At 71.8% G+C, this 13,782-nt stretch carries 14 protein-coding genes; 8 read left to right on the forward strand and 6 right to left on the reverse strand.

All coding sequences use genetic code 11. The annotated features are described in order from the left end of the window. The first annotated feature begins 10 nt into the window (after nt 1–10). The 3 genes from ACQHII_RS01215 to ACQHII_RS01225 all read left to right on the forward strand — a co-directional run bounded on the left by ACQHII_RS01215 (nt 11) and on the right by ACQHII_RS01225 (nt 3,150). On the forward strand, nt 11–805 hold the full coding sequence (locus ACQHII_RS01215; protein WP_427917383.1) for a methyltransferase domain-containing protein: 795 nt from the start codon (nt 11–13) through the stop codon (nt 803–805). 309 nt (nt 806–1,114) lie between these two features. Continuing rightward, nucleotides 1,115–1,552 (forward strand): DUF485 domain-containing protein, encoded by a 438-nt coding sequence (locus ACQHII_RS01220; RefSeq protein WP_427917384.1) that lies wholly within the window; start codon nt 1,115–1,117, stop codon nt 1,550–1,552. Next, on the forward strand, nt 1,549–3,150 hold the full coding sequence (locus tag ACQHII_RS01225; RefSeq protein ID WP_427917385.1) for a cation acetate symporter: 1,602 nt from the start codon (nt 1,549–1,551) through the stop codon (nt 3,148–3,150). The genes ACQHII_RS01220 and ACQHII_RS01225 overlap by 4 nt, the downstream gene beginning before the upstream one ends. A 52-nt stretch (nt 3,151–3,202) precedes the next feature. Here the strand turns inward: ACQHII_RS01225 and ACQHII_RS01230 are convergent, their stop codons facing one another. Beyond that, nucleotides 3,203–4,042: a lysozyme gene (locus tag ACQHII_RS01230; protein ID WP_427917386.1), complete on the reverse strand. Its 840-nt coding sequence runs from the start codon at nt 4,040–4,042 to the stop codon at nt 3,203–3,205. Between the two features lie 143 nt (nt 4,043–4,185). On the opposite strand from ACQHII_RS01230, the gene ACQHII_RS01235 reads away from it, so the two are divergent. Then, nucleotides 4,186–4,995, forward strand: a complete 810-nt coding sequence (locus tag ACQHII_RS01235) for an inositol monophosphatase family protein (protein ID WP_427917387.1) — start codon at nt 4,186–4,188, stop codon at nt 4,993–4,995. Here ACQHII_RS01235 and ACQHII_RS01240 read toward each other — a convergent pair. The 4 genes from ACQHII_RS01240 to ACQHII_RS01255 all read right to left on the reverse strand — a co-directional run bounded on the left by ACQHII_RS01240 (nt 4,982) and on the right by ACQHII_RS01255 (nt 10,375). Beyond that, nucleotides 4,982–5,983, reverse strand: a complete 1,002-nt coding sequence (locus ACQHII_RS01240; RefSeq protein WP_427917388.1) for an NAD(P)-dependent alcohol dehydrogenase — start codon at nt 5,981–5,983, stop codon at nt 4,982–4,984. The genes ACQHII_RS01235 and ACQHII_RS01240 overlap by 14 nt on opposite strands. A gap of 52 nt (nt 5,984–6,035) precedes the next feature. After that, entirely contained in the window at nt 6,036–7,403 is a 1,368-nt protein-coding gene (locus ACQHII_RS01245) for an MFS transporter (RefSeq protein WP_427925197.1), read from the reverse strand. Nucleotides 7,404–7,578: 175 nt separating this feature from the next. Continuing rightward, on the reverse strand, nt 7,579–9,873 hold the full coding sequence (locus ACQHII_RS01250; RefSeq protein ID WP_427917389.1) for an FUSC family protein: 2,295 nt from the start codon (nt 9,871–9,873) through the stop codon (nt 7,579–7,581). Between the two features lie 94 nt (nt 9,874–9,967). Further along, a complete protein-coding gene (locus ACQHII_RS01255; RefSeq protein WP_427917390.1) occupies nt 9,968–10,375 on the reverse strand; it encodes an ankyrin repeat domain-containing protein in 408 nt (135 codons plus the stop codon). Nucleotides 10,376–10,451: 76 nt separating this feature from the next. Here ACQHII_RS01255 and ACQHII_RS01260 point away from each other — a divergent pair, with 76 nt between their 5' ends. Beyond that, nucleotides 10,452–11,417, forward strand: coding sequence for an NAD(P)H-dependent flavin oxidoreductase (locus ACQHII_RS01260; protein WP_427917391.1), 966 nt, complete (start codon nt 10,452–10,454; stop codon nt 11,415–11,417). A gap of 12 nt (nt 11,418–11,429) precedes the next feature. On the opposite strand, the gene ACQHII_RS01265 is transcribed toward ACQHII_RS01260, so the two are convergent. Beyond that, the gene (locus tag ACQHII_RS01265; RefSeq protein ID WP_427917392.1) at nt 11,430–12,101 is read right to left on the reverse strand and encodes a class I SAM-dependent methyltransferase; all 672 of its coding nucleotides are present in this window, start codon (nt 12,099–12,101) and stop codon (nt 11,430–11,432) included. Nucleotides 12,102–12,421: 320 nt separating this feature from the next. Here ACQHII_RS01265 and ACQHII_RS01270 point away from each other — a divergent pair, with 320 nt between their 5' ends. From ACQHII_RS01270 to ACQHII_RS01280, 3 genes are read left to right on the forward strand one after another with little or no spacing between them, the layout of a single operon-like run. After that, nucleotides 12,422–12,778: a LysR family transcriptional regulator substrate-binding protein gene (locus ACQHII_RS01270; RefSeq protein WP_427925198.1), complete on the forward strand. Its 357-nt coding sequence runs from the start codon at nt 12,422–12,424 to the stop codon at nt 12,776–12,778. Between the two features lie 53 nt (nt 12,779–12,831). After that, nucleotides 12,832–13,119, forward strand: a complete 288-nt coding sequence (locus ACQHII_RS01275) for a cupin domain-containing protein (protein ID WP_427917393.1) — start codon at nt 12,832–12,834, stop codon at nt 13,117–13,119. A 56-nt stretch (nt 13,120–13,175) separates the two neighbouring features. Continuing rightward, nucleotides 13,176–13,781: a YdcF family protein gene (locus ACQHII_RS01280; RefSeq protein WP_427917394.1), complete on the forward strand. Its 606-nt coding sequence runs from the start codon at nt 13,176–13,178 to the stop codon at nt 13,779–13,781. Nucleotide 13,782: the final 1 nt, after the last annotated feature.

Consider the following 13,782-nt stretch of genomic DNA (forward strand, 5'->3'; position numbering starts at 1 on the left):
GGTGAGGGGCATGACTGCGGGTGTGGGTTTCAGTGGTGAGGTCGCCGAGTTCTACGCGAAGTACCGTCGTGGCTATCCGCCTCCGGTCATCGAGGCTCTGCGGGCGGCCTTCGCGCTCACCGCCGACGACATCGTGCTCGACCTCGGATGCGGCACCGGCCAGCTCTCCCTTCCCCTTGCTTCCCAGGTCCGTTCCGTCATCGGGATGGACCCGGAGCCGGACATGTTGCGGCTCGCCGCGGAAACGGCCGCGGGGCTGGACGTGGGCAATGTGACCTGGGTGCTGGGCGCCGACAGCGACGTCCCCGCGCTGGGGGCACTGCTGGGGCGGGGCTCCCTGGCGATGACGGTGATCGGGCAGGCGCTGCACTGGATGCGGCACGAGGAGCTCTTCCGTACCCTGGCGCCCCTGTTCCGTGCGGGCGGAGGCATCGCCGTGGTGGCCAACGGCACACCGTTGTGGCAGCAGGACTCCGTCTGGTCGCACGCGCTGCGGGCCTGTCTGGAGGATCACTTCGGCAGGAGGCTGGAGGCAACATGCGGCACCGCCGCGCACGACCGGCAGCGCTACGCGGAAGCGCTCCGTGCCGCCGGGTTCACGGACGTCCGGGAAACGGTGATCGACTACAGCGACGAACTGAGCGCCGACGCCATCATCGGCGGCGTCTACTCCGCGATCCCCGCGGACAGACTGCCCGGGCCGCAGGACCGGCCGGCGTTCGCCGAGCGGATCCACCGGTCGCTCCCGCCCGGCCCGTATCTCGAGAGCGTCCAGGTGTCCGTGCTCGTGGGCCGGGCGGCGTGAGCTGACGGCACGTCATCCCGGCGGCGGGATCGCGCGGTCGATGAGTCAACTCCCGGGTGCCGAAGGTCTCTTCACCGTTCGACCGGCTCGCCGCGCCCGAGGCTCACACGACACTCCCGTGACGTTCAATCACACCCCTCACACCCACAACATCCGAGGTCAGCGCGGTGCAGTGGTTCTCACCAGGGAGTTCGTCGGAAGTGCTGCGCGGGCTCCGGCGCCCGCATAGCGTGCGGTGACCAGGACCGCTCCCCCGCGTTCTCGCGGTCGGCACCTGTTGGGGCCCACGACCCACTAGGAGATCTTGGAATGTCCGCCGACAGCTCCGAGTTACACCCGCTGCGACACCGGCCCGCACATCACGCCTCCCCCAACCCGCCCTCTCCTCCACCCATCCCGCGCGGCAACAGCAACTGGCGTTCCGTAAGGGCCCGTTCATGGACCGGACCCCACCGCGATCTACGACTCCTGCGCCGGGCCTGCCGCCGGCAGCGACGTGCCGCCGCGTTCGTCGCGCTCGGCTACTTCGTCGTCTTCCTCACCCTCACCGTCGAGTTCCCCTCCGTCATGACCGCTCCCGTCCTCGACGGCCTGCCCGCCGGCCTCTGCCTGGCCCTGGTCCAACTCCCCGTCACCTGGCTGGCGGTGCTCTTCTACGAGTACACCGCGCGACGCCACGTCGACCCCCTCGCCCGCCGCGTGCGCCGCCAGACGCCGCACCCCCACGACGAGCAGGTCGGGCCGTGACCGACTTCAAGGGCGCCGCACAGTCCTGGTCCCTCGTGGCATTCTTCAGCGTCGTCACCCTCACCCTGCTGCTGTGCGTGGTCACCGGCCCCGACCGCGACGACCTCGACGAGTTCTACACCGGCTACCGGTTCCTCTCCCCGCTGCGCAACGGCCTGGCCATCGCCGGCGACTACATCTCGGCGGCCACCGTCCTGACCGTCGGCGGCATCATCGCGCTCTGCGGCTACGACGGTGTCGTCCTGGCCCTGAGCACCCTGCTCTCCCTGCTGCTCCTGATGTTCCTGCTGGCCGAACCGCTGCACCACACCGGCAGGTTCACCATGGGCGACGTACTCGCCCGCCGGATGCCCGGCCGCGCGGTGCGCATCACCGCGTGCGCCGTCACCCTCGCCGCGCTGGTGCCCATGATGGTCGTGCAACTCGCGGGCGTGGGGCAGCTGTTGGCGTACGTCCTCGGCTTCTCCGACAGCACCATGCGCACCGGCTGTGTCGTCGGGGCCGGAGGGCTGATGATCACGTACGCGGCTCTCGGCGGCATGCGGGGCACCGCGCTCATCCAGATCCTGAAGACCGTGATCCTCCTCGGCTCGGGCCTGGTCGTCGCCGCGCTCATCCTGCACACCTTCCACTGGAGCCCGCCGACCCTGTTCCGGACCGCCGCGCGGAACAGCGGGGCCGGCCACGACTACCTGCGCTACGGGCTCCAGTTCGCCGGCGGAAAGCACCCAGCCCTCGACATGGTCAGCACGCAGTGCGCGATCGTGCTCGGCGGTGCGTCCCTGCCCCACGTCACGATGCGGATGTACACGGCCGGCAGCACCCGGCAGGTGCGCCGTGCGATGTCGTGGGCCGTGTCGGCGGTCGCGCTATTCATCGCCGTCATGACCGTCGTCGCGGTCGGCGCCACCGCCCTCATCGGCGCGAAGTCCATCAGCGCCGCGGACCCGCGCGGTTCCACCGCCTATCTCCTCGGGGCGCGCGCCGCGTTCGGCACCGACCTCTCCCGTCCGGAGAGCCTGCTGTTCACCACCGTCACCACGGCCATCTTCCTGACCCTGCTGGCCTCCGTGGCCAGCATGACCCTCGCCTGCGCCAACGCCCTCGCCCACGACATCGCCGCCCGCCCCGACACACCGCCGCTGCGCGAAATGGCGCTGGCCCGCCTGTCCGCCCTGGCCGTGGGCATCCCCGTGATCGGTCTGGCCGTACTCGCCCAGCACCGCAGTCTCCAGCCCCTGGCCATCCTCTCCTTCTGCCTGGGCGCCTCGGCGATCGCCCCGGCGCTCCTCTACAGCCTCTTCTGGCGCCGCTACACCCGCTCCGGTCTGCTGGCCACCCTCATCGGCGGCACCGTCAGCGTCCTCGTCCTCCTCCCCGGCACCAACCTCGTCTCCGGCACCCCCCTGTCGGCCTTCCCCGACGCCGACTTCAACTGGTTCCCCTTCACCACGACCGCGCTGGTCTCCGTCCCGGCCGGGTTCCTCAGTGGCCTCGTCGCCACCGTCCTGTCCCGCAGAAGGTCCGGCGCCCGCAACCGCTACGAAGCCATCGAGCCGGTCCTGCTGGCCGGACCGGCGTACCCCAAGAACGGATGACAACCCGCCGCCGGAGTCGGGACCGGGGGCCGCAGCCCCCGGCACCCGCCTGTCAGCCGGCGGCGAACTGGCGCAGCGCGTCCTGGGCACCGTTGAACCGGTCGTGGTCACCGACCGTCTGCCCGGACGAGGTGTACTGCCACATGGTGTACGCCGACCAGCCCGCCGGAAGCGCCCCCACGGACGAGGCGTACCGGGCCACCCACAGGGGGTTCGTGGCACCGAATCCCCGGTAGCCGCCGGTGCAGCTGCTCCACCAGCTGGTGGACGTGTAGATCACGGCATTACGACCGGTACGGGCCTTGTAGCGGTTCAGGAAATCACCGATCCAGGTGACCATGCCGCTCGCCGACTTGCCGTAGCAGGAGTCCCCGTAGGGATTCCACTCGATGTCGAGTGCCCCCGGGAGCGTCCGGCCGTCGCCCGACCAGCCCCCGCCGTGGTCCACGAAGTAGTCGGCCTGCGCGGTCCCACTGCCCCCGTCCGGTGTGGCGAAGTGGTAGGCCCCACGGACCATGCCGACGTCGTACGCGCCCTCGTACTGGTCCTCGAAGTACGGGTTCCGGTAGGAGGTACCTTCCGTGGCCTTCGTATAGGCCCACCTGGTACCGGCGCTCCAGAGGCCGGTCCACGCCACATCGCGCTGATAGCTGGAGACGTCCACGCCCTCGGTCTGCCCGGCCCGCTCTTCGGGGGAAACCCCGCCGGTCCTGCCGCTCGCCCCGTCATGGGCCAGGACGCCGATGCCCATGTAGGCGCTGCCCCGCACGGGTCCGGGTTCGGCCGCGGTCGGCGCGGGGGCCATACCGGTCAGGGAGAGGAGAAGGCCGGACACCGACACGGCCACGCACAGACGGGAAAGCCCGTCCCAGGTTGATATTCGTCGTCGCATACCGCCTATACCAACCGTAACCGCCGCGTATCGCACGTCATGTACGGCCAACCACGCCGACGTGGAGGTAGGACGACGTGATCTCCTGGTTCGAGGCCGACCGGGGCGGGTTCGCCCGCACACGACTGGAGTGGTGAAGAGCAGTGACGAACGAGCATGACCTGGACAACGCGCTGCGCGTGGCCGTGGAGCTGGCCAAGTGGACCTCGGAGACGATCCGCAACGGTAACGCCGGAGCATCGGGCCCGGTCCGGCAGAAGGCGGGCCCGGCCGACATCGTCACGGACACGGACGAGGCGGTGGAGCGGCACGTACGGTCGGTGCTGCGGCGGGAGTTCCCCGACTGGGGGATCGAGGGCGAGGAGTACGGCGTCGAGGAGGGCGCGTCGGACGCCCCGCACTGGGTGATCGACCCGGTGGACGGAACCACCAACTACGCCCACGGGCTGGGCTGGTGCTCCTTCTCGCTGGGTCTCGCGCGGCCGGACGGCTCCCCTCTGCTGGGCCTGGTCGCGGACCCGTGGCGGGGCGAGGTGTTCACGGCCGTACGAGGCAGGGGCGCGCACCTGAACGGCGTCCCGATCCACGCGGCGGACCACACGACACTGACCGGCCATGTGTTCATGACGGAGTGGGCGGCGCACGCGCACTGGCCCGGCCTCGACGCGTTGATGGCCCAACTGGCCGACCGGCACTGCACGGTACGCGTGATGGGCTCGACCGCACTGTCGCTCGTGCAGGTCGCGGCGGGCCGGGCGGCCGCCGCCGCGATCGGCGAGTTCCACCCGGTGGACGGACTTCCGGCGCTGCTGATCGCGACGGAGGCAGGGGCGGTCGCGGTACCGCAACTCCCGTCCTACGACACGCCGTTGCTGCTGACCGCGCCCGGAGTCGCGGCGGAGGCACGGGAGTTGTGGCAGTCGACGGTCAGTCCCCCGGTCACGCGACCGTGACGACGACCTTGCCCCGCGGGTGGCCGTTCTCCAAGTGGCGTACGGCGTCGGCGGCTTCGGCCAGCGGAAAGGCGCGGTCGACCACGGGTGTGAGGTCGCCCTTGTCGATGATCGCGTCGAGAGTCAGGAGGTCCGCGCGGCGTACGACCGCGAGCATGCCCTGGAGTTTCCGGCCCCCGAGCAGCGAGCGCAGCCCCATCTCCAGGCGGATGCCCGCGTCGGCGAACCATTGGCTCCCGCCTTCGCCGCCGACGCGGACCAGGGTGCCCTGCGGAGTGAGGACGCCGCGCAGGAGCGAGACGCTGCGGTTGCCCGCGGCGTCGAGGACGACGTCGTACCGGCGCGGGCGGTCGGTGATCTCCTCGCGGGTGTAGTCGATGACGTCGACGGCGCCCAGGGAGCGGACGAAGTCCGCCGCGTCCGGACCGCAGACGGCGGTGGCCTCGGCGCCGTGCGCGGTGGCGAGTTGGACGGCGAAACTGCCCACTCCGCCCGAGGCGCCGATGACCAGGACCTGTTGGCCCGGGCGCATGCCGGCCTTGGTGTGCAGCGCCTGGAGGGCGGTGACACCGGAGCAGGGGACGGCGGCGGCCTGTTCGAAGGTGAGGCTGTCGGGTTTGCGCGCGATCTTGCCGGTCTTGGCGAGGGCGAACTCGGCGAAGGAGCCCCGGCATTCGCCGTGGACGGCGTCTCCGGGTTCGAGGTCGGTGACGCCGGTGCCGACCGCTTCGACCACCCCCGCGACGTCCCAGCCCGGGACGGGGTTCTTCGGCCTGCGCAGCCCGAAGACGAGCCGCGCGGGATAGGGCAGGCCGGTCATCAGGTGCCACACGTCGGGCCCGGCGCCGGCGGCCCGTACGCGGATCAGTACCTCGTCGGGGCCGGGCACCGGGCGGTCGATGTCCCGCAACTCCAGTACGTCCGCGGGACCGTAGACGTCCTGCACGATGGCTTTCAAGGTGGTCGCCTCCCGTTCGGGTCGGGGCACCCACCCAGCATCCCGCGAGCCGGCGCGCAGGCCCAGCAGCCGGCCGCCGGATCTAGCTCTCTTCAACTGGTTCGACAGGGCAGGCGGTGACGGCCGGTTCGGACTCGGGTCGCCGCTCCGGGCCTGCCGTCCGGGTGCGGGCCGCCAGCCGGACCGTGCCCGTCACCGGCACCACTAACAACGCGAACGCCCATACGAACGGGGCGAGTTGGCTGTCCGTGGCCGCCGACGCCGCGCTGAACAGGGCCGAGGCCAGGGCCAGGACGATCGTCTGCCCGAGGTTCTGCGCGGTCTGCATCGCGCTGCTCGCGTAGCCCTGCCCGCCGGCCGGGGCGTGGTTGAGGGACAGCAGGGTCAGCGACGGCGTCGCGAGCCCCATGCCGACGGCGGCCAGCACCATCGAGGTCACCGCCGTGGCCGCGGGCACTGCGGGCAGGACGCACACCACGGCCGACCCGACCGCGGCCGCCATCACCCCGGCCCCGACGGCGACGAGCCGGTGCCGGGGCACCCGGTCCTGCAGCCGCCCCTGCAGCCAGGACGCCCCGGCCCAGGCGAGCGCGGCCCCGGTGAACGCGAGCCCGGTCACCACGCCCGGCACCCGTCGCGCCGTACTCAGCATCAGCGGTACGAACGCCTCCAGGGTGAAGTAGGCGCCGGACGTGAGCGCCCGCAGCAGCACCGTCGCGGGCAGTCCGCGCCCGGCCCGCCAGGTACGCGGCGGCAGCAGCCTCGGCGCGAACACCACGAGCAGCGCCAGTCCGGAGACCGTGCACACCACGTGCCGTACGTCCCAGGCGGAGACGCCGTACTGAGTGAGCGCCGCCGCCACGCTCACCGCCAGCGCGACGGACAGGGCCGGCCGTCGCACCGGTTCCGCTGCCTGCGCGGCTTCTGCTCCGCCCTCCGGCCCCCGCCCGCGCAGCAGCAGAACCGCCGTCACCGCCGGAATCAGGGTGAGGACCGCGAGGCCGAAGAACACCGCGCGCCAGGACCACCACGCGGCCACGAGCCCGGCGAGCGGCGGACCGGCCAGTGACGGCACGATCCAGCAGGCGCTCATCAGGGCCAGGGCACGGGCGCGCAGGTGATCCGGGTAGGCCTGCCCGATGGCCACGTTGATCGACACGGCCACCAGTCCGGCCGCGACACCGTCCGCGAATCGTCCCAGGGCGAGCTGCCAGATGGTCGTACTCGTCGCGGACACGAGCAGGGTGACGACGGTCAGGGCCACCCCGCCCATCAGCGGCCGACGCGGCCCGGCGCGGTCCGCCCAGCTCCCGCCCAGTACCCCGCCGAGCAGGCTCGCGGCGACGAACGCCCCCGCCACCAGCGGATACAGCACCACCCCGTCGAGATCCCTGGCGGCCACCGGCAGCAACGGCAGCACCGCCAGCGCGGCGAACCCGCTGAGGAACATCACCGCCGCGAAACTCGCGGTCGCGGCCAGATGGGTGCGGGAGAACAGCCCGGGCGGAGCCGGAGGAGCAGGCGCGACGGGGGCGGGACGGCGACGTCGGGTCACGGACAGAAAGGTATGCACCAACTCGGGGCCTGGCCAACGTATTTGATCCCCGCGCTCCCGGTGCCGGGTCTCAGGCCGAGGCGCTCGGCTTCGCCGCCGCCGTCAGGACGTACTGGAGGCGGCGGGCCGCGTTGAGGTGGTCCGCCGTCCAGATGATGCGGACGGCGGTGGCCGTGGCGCGTCCGTCGTCGTCGCGCAGGTCGCGGCGCAGGGAGTCGACGAGGCGCGCTTCTTCTTCGGTGTTGCGTGCCAACGGGTCCGGTACGGCGGTGTGTCGGCCGAGTCCAGCGGCCAGGTCGCGGTACCAGTCGGAGAGCCGGACGACGGTGTCGAGGAGGATCAGCCGGGCCTCGGAGCGGTCGGGCTGGATCTGCTCGTCGCCGCCGTTGCGCTGCCACAGTTCCAGCACCGCGTCCGCGGCGAGGCGCAGTCCTACGATCCCGGTGACCAGGGTGGTCATGTCGGAGAGCCGTACCGGCTTGGCACCGCGTTCGGCGAGGTAGCTGCGGAAGGCGTCGTCGAGCCGGCGGGCCGCTGCGGCCGCCTGCCGGCTCGCCTCCAGCGGTGCGTCGGTCGGCAGGCAGCCGATGCTGCAGCGGCTGGCCGCGTACTCCACCGCGTCCGCGAGATAGCGGGCACTGGCGTCGTACGCGGCGGACAGCGCCCGGTCCACGGCGGCCCCGGCACCTCGCGGCCAGAAGAACAGGCCCACCAGCACACTCACCGCGCAGCCCAGGGCGATGTCCTGGATCCGCAGCAGCACGATGTGCCAGTCGGGGTCCTGGCCGATGTTGAACAGGATGACCAGGGCGACGGTGAAGGCCGCCTGTCCGGCCGCGAAGGAGATCGCGGCGGGGGCGATACCGGCGAAGAGCACGGCGACGGGCAGCAGGAACCAGAGCAGGGTTCCGTGGTGGCCGATGAGCTGGAGCAGCCCGACGCCCACGAGCGAGCCGACCAGGGTGCCGCCGAGGGCGCGCAGCGCGTTCTGCCCGGTGTTGAGCGCGTTGGAGCGCAGCACCGACAGGGTGCCGAGCAGGACCCAGAAGGAGTGCTGGACGCCTGTCGCGTTCGCCAGCGTCACCGCGATGCCGAGACCGAGCGCGCCCCGGAGGCTGTTGTGCAGCCAGACCGAGCGCGGCTCCAGGTGGGCGGCGGCGCGCTCGACGGCCGAGCCCAGCGGCTGGGCCAGGGCGCCGGGTTCGCCGCCGAGCAGCCGCTCCGGCCAGCTGCGCCGCTCGGCAGCCGCGGCGAGATCCACGTTGCCGGCGATCTGGAGCGTGGCGAAGCCCAACTCCTGGGCGCGGAACGACAGATCGAGGGTCTCGATGAAGGCGCGGACCTCCGACTCCGTGCGCGGCTTCGGCTGTTCCACGGGCAGCCGGTGGGTGGCGCCGTCCTCCATGCCGTCCATGGCCGCGCGCAGGTTCACCAGGGCGGCGCGCAGGGCGTCGGGCGCTGAGCGCGGGGCGTCGAGGAGTACGGCCGCCTCGTCCAGGGCCGTGGCCGCCGCCCGCCGTACCGTGCGGGCGTCGGCGTCGCAGACCCGGCGTTCGTCCGAGGCGGGACCGCTGTCCTCGACGATGGCGCTGAGCCAGGTGAGTTCGTCGACCAGGCGAACCAGTGCGCGGGAGCCGGCGGACAGCCCTGTGGGCCGGTAGGGAGTGGCGTCGAAGGCGGTGCGCAGGTCCGCCGCTGCGGCGGTGGCCCGGTCGGCGGCGACCTCGCACTGGCGGGCGGTCGGTGCCTGCGGCCCGCCGTCCAGCCAGGAGGCGTCGGTGCGCAGCTGGGCCGCCGCCGCGCGGCAGACCCGGGCGGCGGGCGCGCTGAGCGGGTCCTTGGTGGGCCGGGGCCACAGCAGGGAGATCGCGAGCATGGCCGCGACCGCGGCGAGGCCCGCTCCCGCGAGCCGGTCGGGCAGCTGCGACAGCGGGGCCGGTGAGGTCACGGGGAGGATGAAGGCCAGCAGCAGCGCGGTCGTGGCGCCCGTGAGGACGGAGCTGACCACGCCCGAGAAGAGCACCAGGAAGCCCACTACGACCATGGTGGCGACCGCCAGCCAGTGGGTCCGCGCCACCAGCGTGCCGAGGCAGATGAGCGCCGCCCAGCCCAGCGCGAGCCCCACGTGCGCCCGCAGGCGCTGCACCATCGGGCCGGTGAACTCGACCAGCAGGAGCATCGAGAAGGATCCGAACGCCGCGTAGGTCGCCATCGTCGAGGATTTCAGCAGTTGGCCGCAGAGGGCGAACAACGCGGGCATCACCAGTGCGGTGCGGGCGGCCCTGCGGGTCGCCGCGAGCCCCGGATCATGGTCCCGCAGCCACGCCGGAATCCGCCCGGGCAGGCCGCGCCAAGGTCTCTCCATAAGCCGGCGCACCTCCAGCCCGCGCAGCACCCATGTGCCCCGCCTCACCCGAGTATCCGCCATGACCGCCGATCACCCACCCCGCCGCCGTCACTCACACCTCGGTGAGGAGGGCGGCCGTCTCGGGATGAGGACCGTGGTTCGCCCACTCCAGCGGGGTCCGGCCGGTGCCGTGATCCTCCCGTACGTTCGGATCGGCGCCGTGCGCCAGCAGTTCGCGGACCGTGTCGGTGTGCCCCCAGCAGGCCGCCGCGCACAACGGCAGGCCTTCCGCGCCGATGCCGCTGCTCTCGGTATCGGGGAGGGCGCCGGCCGACAGGAGCAGGCGGACGATCGCGGCTTCCCCGTTCACGGAGGCGGCGTAGAGCGGCGTGGTGCCCTCGCCGTCGGCTCGCCCCGGGTCGGCACCGGCCCGCAGAACCGCCTTCACCAGACCGACATCGCCCACCACGATCGCCCCGAAAAGCCGCCGGGAGAGCTTCTTCTGCTGCCGCTGCCTCATGGGCCGAGACTAGGGGCCGGGTACATGTCCGAGCCGCCCATTTCCCGGCGAGGGCCGTCGGGTGATGATGTGGGCCATGGCTTTGACGACGGCGTTCACGAAGCTCTTCGGAGTGCGGCACCCCATCGCCCTGGCGCCGATGGGCGGATCGGCCGGTGGCGCGCTGACCGCGGCCGTCTCCAGCGGGGGCGGGCTCGGGCTGCTGGGCAGTGGCGACGGCGAACGCAAGTGGCTGGCACGGGAGTTGGCCATCGTCGCCGCGAACACCACGAACCCGTGGGGTATCGGCTTCCTCACCTGGCAGATGGATGTGGCGGCGCTGGAGCACGCCCTGGAGTACCAACCCCGGGCGGTGATGCTGTCGTTCGGGGATCCGAGCCCGTTCACCGAGCGAATTCGCCGTACGGGTACGCCACTTGTCATTCAGGTCACCGATCTGGAGGAAGCGCGGCGGGCGGTGGACCTGGGCGCCGACGTGATCGTGGCGCAGGGTTCCGAGAGCGGCGGACACGGCGCCCGGCACGGTCGCGCCACGCTGCCGTTCGTGCCGGTCGTCGTGGATCTGGCCGCTCCGGTACCCGTCCTCGCCGCCGGTGGCATCGCCGACGGCCGCGGGCTCGCCGCCGCGCTCGCCCTGGGAGCCGCCGGGGCAGTCGTCGGCACCCGCTTCCAGGCGACCACCGAAGCCCTGGTCGCCCCCTCGACCAGCGCGGCCATCGTCCAGGGCCACGGCGCGGACACCGAGCGCAACAGGATCCTCGACATCGCCCGGGGCTCCAGCTGGCCGTCGAAGTACACCGCCCGCACACTCGGCCACCCGTTCCTCGACCAGTGGCGCGACCGGGAGGCGGAACTCGCCACCGACCCCCACGCCCGGCACGCCTACCAAGTCGCCCTGTCCCAGGGCGAGATACCGGCCCTGCCCGTCTGGGCCGGCGAAGCCGTGGACCTCGTCAACGACCTGCCGTCGGCCTGCGACCTCGTCAACTCCCTTGCCACACAGGCCGAGGAGGCACTGGCCCGAGCCGGAAAGGAGACCTGATCCCACCTGACGTCACGTCAGGGCGGCCTTGCGGGCGAGGATCTGGATGCCCCTCGACTCGTGGCCGTTCATCGTGGATACCGTCACGGTCCGCGTGCCGATGCCCTCGAAGTCGGCGAGCAGTGCGGTGAGCCACTCACGGGAGTGATGGCGGCACACCGCGCCGTCGCCGGTCCGGAACACCCCGTAACCGACGTCGTCGTGGCCGCCGTTGAGGGTGGCGTAGTCGTCGTAGCGGCTGCGGTTGCGCTCGTCGTCCTGCAACAGGAGGTCGCTGACGTACAGGATTCCGCCGGGCTTGAGGACGCGGTGCAGCTCGGCGATCAGTCGGCGTTGGGCGTCGTCGCCCGGGACGCAGGTCAGTACGGCGAAGAGCAGGACCGCGTCGAAGTCGGCGTCCGGCGAGGGCATGGACGGGGGTGCGTCCAGGGTGGTGAACTGCATGGCGGGGTGCTGGTGTTGGGCCCGTTCGATCATCGCGGGTGAGATGTCGGCGCCGGTCAGATCGCGAAAGCCCTGCTGTCGGAGGTCTCCCATCGTGCGGCCGTAACCGCATCCGTAGTCGAGGATCGCGGCCTCCCTGCTGATCCCCGCCAGCCAGGGCAGATGGAGGGGATGCGTGAAAGTCTTCGTGGCCGCGGCGGCATCCCAGTAGGGGATCTGGGTGTCGAGGGGGTCGGACACGGTGGATTCCTTTCTCCGGAACGGCAGAGAGAGGCCATGGTGCCAACCGAACGGGGAGCGCAGGGGTGCCCGCCGACATGGCCCAGGCGGCGGCACGCCGACGACATCCGCCGCACCGTCCCGGACCGGGCCGGCCAGGCCCTCGACCGCAAGGGCAGGACGCCTCCTGGACGTGGGGCCGTGCCTCGGGCGGTGTGTCGGCTGAGGCAGTTGTCCGACGGCTGCCCGTGCGGGTGACTTCGATGCCGGCGGCGGGTGCCGGGCCGCGCGCCTGACCGAGCACGAGGAGGCCGAGCACGAGGAGGCCGAACACCGTGGCGATGGCGGGCTCGATGCTCATCAGGGTGCCGAAGGCGGAGGTGGTCATCCGCATCCTGGCCTCCATGGCGGGGTTCACGCCCCGCATCACCCACCAGGCCGACAGCCTCGACCTGGTCCAGGACATGATCACCATCGGGCTCGGGGTGGGGCTGCTGCCGATCGACACCCCCACCTCTCCCGGGGTCCGCCTGCTGCCACTCACCGGCCCCGAGGTAACTCTGCGCGCCTTCGCGGTGGCACACCACGGCCGTCTGGCCCGGCGCCCACTCGCCCTGGTCACCGACCTCCTCGCCCGGCGACCCGCGGCCACCACCGGGCACCCGCCTCGCCCCGGCACCACAGAGACCGGCGATTAACCTGCCGTCCGGGGACGCCGGCCGCCTGCCGGACGACAGCGAGGAGAGCGACCATGGCCACCACGACCGCCCGCGCGAGCGTGCAGCACGAGGACGAACGGGTCCGCGTCACCCGCTGGGACTTCGAACCCGGGCAGAGCACCGGCCGCCACGTGCACGAGTACGACTACGTCGTCGTGCCCGTCACCGACGGGCGCACCGATGTGATCACCCCGGACGGCACGGTCACCCCCTCACAGCTCAGGGCGGGCGAGTCCTACGCCCGCCCGGCCGGCGCAGAACATGAAGTCGTCAACGCCGGCACCACCCCGCTGGCCTTCGTCGAAATCGAGCTGAAGTAGGGAGTCACCACCGCCTCCTTCCACGACGAACAGCAGCGCGAGGCTAGAGTCGCCGGATGCGACGAGGGACGGGTGTGGCGGCGGCCGGGGTTGCGGTCCTGGTCTGGAGCGAGTGGCTGAACCGGCGCTGGTCCCGAACTCTCGTGGGAGAAAACGACGGTGCAACCGAGGCCGTGGTCGTGCTGGGATACCGGAACCCCCAAGCGACGGCGAACCTCATCAACCGTTGGCGGGTCCGCGCCGGAATTCGCTCCATCACCGATGACGGCAGGCACGACACTCGCCTGATCTTCAGCGGCGGTACGACGACCAGCGGCGGTGTCTCCGAGGCGCAACTGATGGCCGACTACGCGCGATCGGTGCTCGGATTCGACGGCACCATGCTCCTCGAAGAGGAGAGCACGACGACGTGGGAGAACATCACCAATGTGATCCCGCTGCTCGAGGATGCCAACCGCATCAAGATCGTCTCGCAGCCGGCTCACGCCCTCAAGGCCCGCGAGTACCTGTGGCGGCAGCGCCCCGATCTCGCGAAGAGGCTCGTGCGCGCGGACGACTACCGCCCCGGCGAGTGGCTGATCGTCAAACCGCTGCTGGCGCTGTACGGGCTCTGGAGGCTCCGTGGTCTGAGGGCCGAGGAACGCAGGACCGCATCTGACTGAC

The organism is Streptomyces sp. cg40, assembly GCF_050320165.1.
In the GTDB taxonomy this organism is placed as follows: Bacteria; Actinomycetota; Actinomycetes; order Streptomycetales; family Streptomycetaceae; genus Streptomyces; species Streptomyces hokutonensis.

Coding starts and splice junctions, on each gene's coding strand:
- ACQHII_RS01260 (WP_427917391.1), top strand. CDS start 10,452: ATGGCTTTGACGACGGCGTTCACGAAGCTCTTCGGAGTGCGGCACCCC.
- ACQHII_RS01230 (WP_427917386.1), bottom strand. CDS start 4,042: ATGCGACGACGAATATCAACCTGGGACGGGCTTTCCCGTCTGTGCGTG.
- ACQHII_RS01220 (WP_427917384.1), top strand. CDS start 1,115: ATGTCCGCCGACAGCTCCGAGTTACACCCGCTGCGACACCGGCCCGCA.
- ACQHII_RS01280 (WP_427917394.1), top strand. CDS start 13,176: ATGCGACGAGGGACGGGTGTGGCGGCGGCCGGGGTTGCGGTCCTGGTC.
- ACQHII_RS01245 (WP_427925197.1), bottom strand. CDS start 7,403: ATGTTCCTCAGCGGGTTCGCCGCGCTGGCGGTGCTGCCGTTGCTGCCG.
- ACQHII_RS01275 (WP_427917393.1), top strand. CDS start 12,832: ATGGCCACCACGACCGCCCGCGCGAGCGTGCAGCACGAGGACGAACGG.
- ACQHII_RS01255 (WP_427917390.1), bottom strand. CDS start 10,375: ATGAGGCAGCGGCAGCAGAAGAAGCTCTCCCGGCGGCTTTTCGGGGCG.
- ACQHII_RS01250 (WP_427917389.1), bottom strand. CDS start 9,873: ATGGAGAGACCTTGGCGCGGCCTGCCCGGGCGGATTCCGGCGTGGCTG.
- ACQHII_RS01270 (WP_427925198.1), top strand. CDS start 12,422: ATGGCGGGCTCGATGCTCATCAGGGTGCCGAAGGCGGAGGTGGTCATC.
- ACQHII_RS01215 (WP_427917383.1), top strand. CDS start 11: ATGACTGCGGGTGTGGGTTTCAGTGGTGAGGTCGCCGAGTTCTACGCG.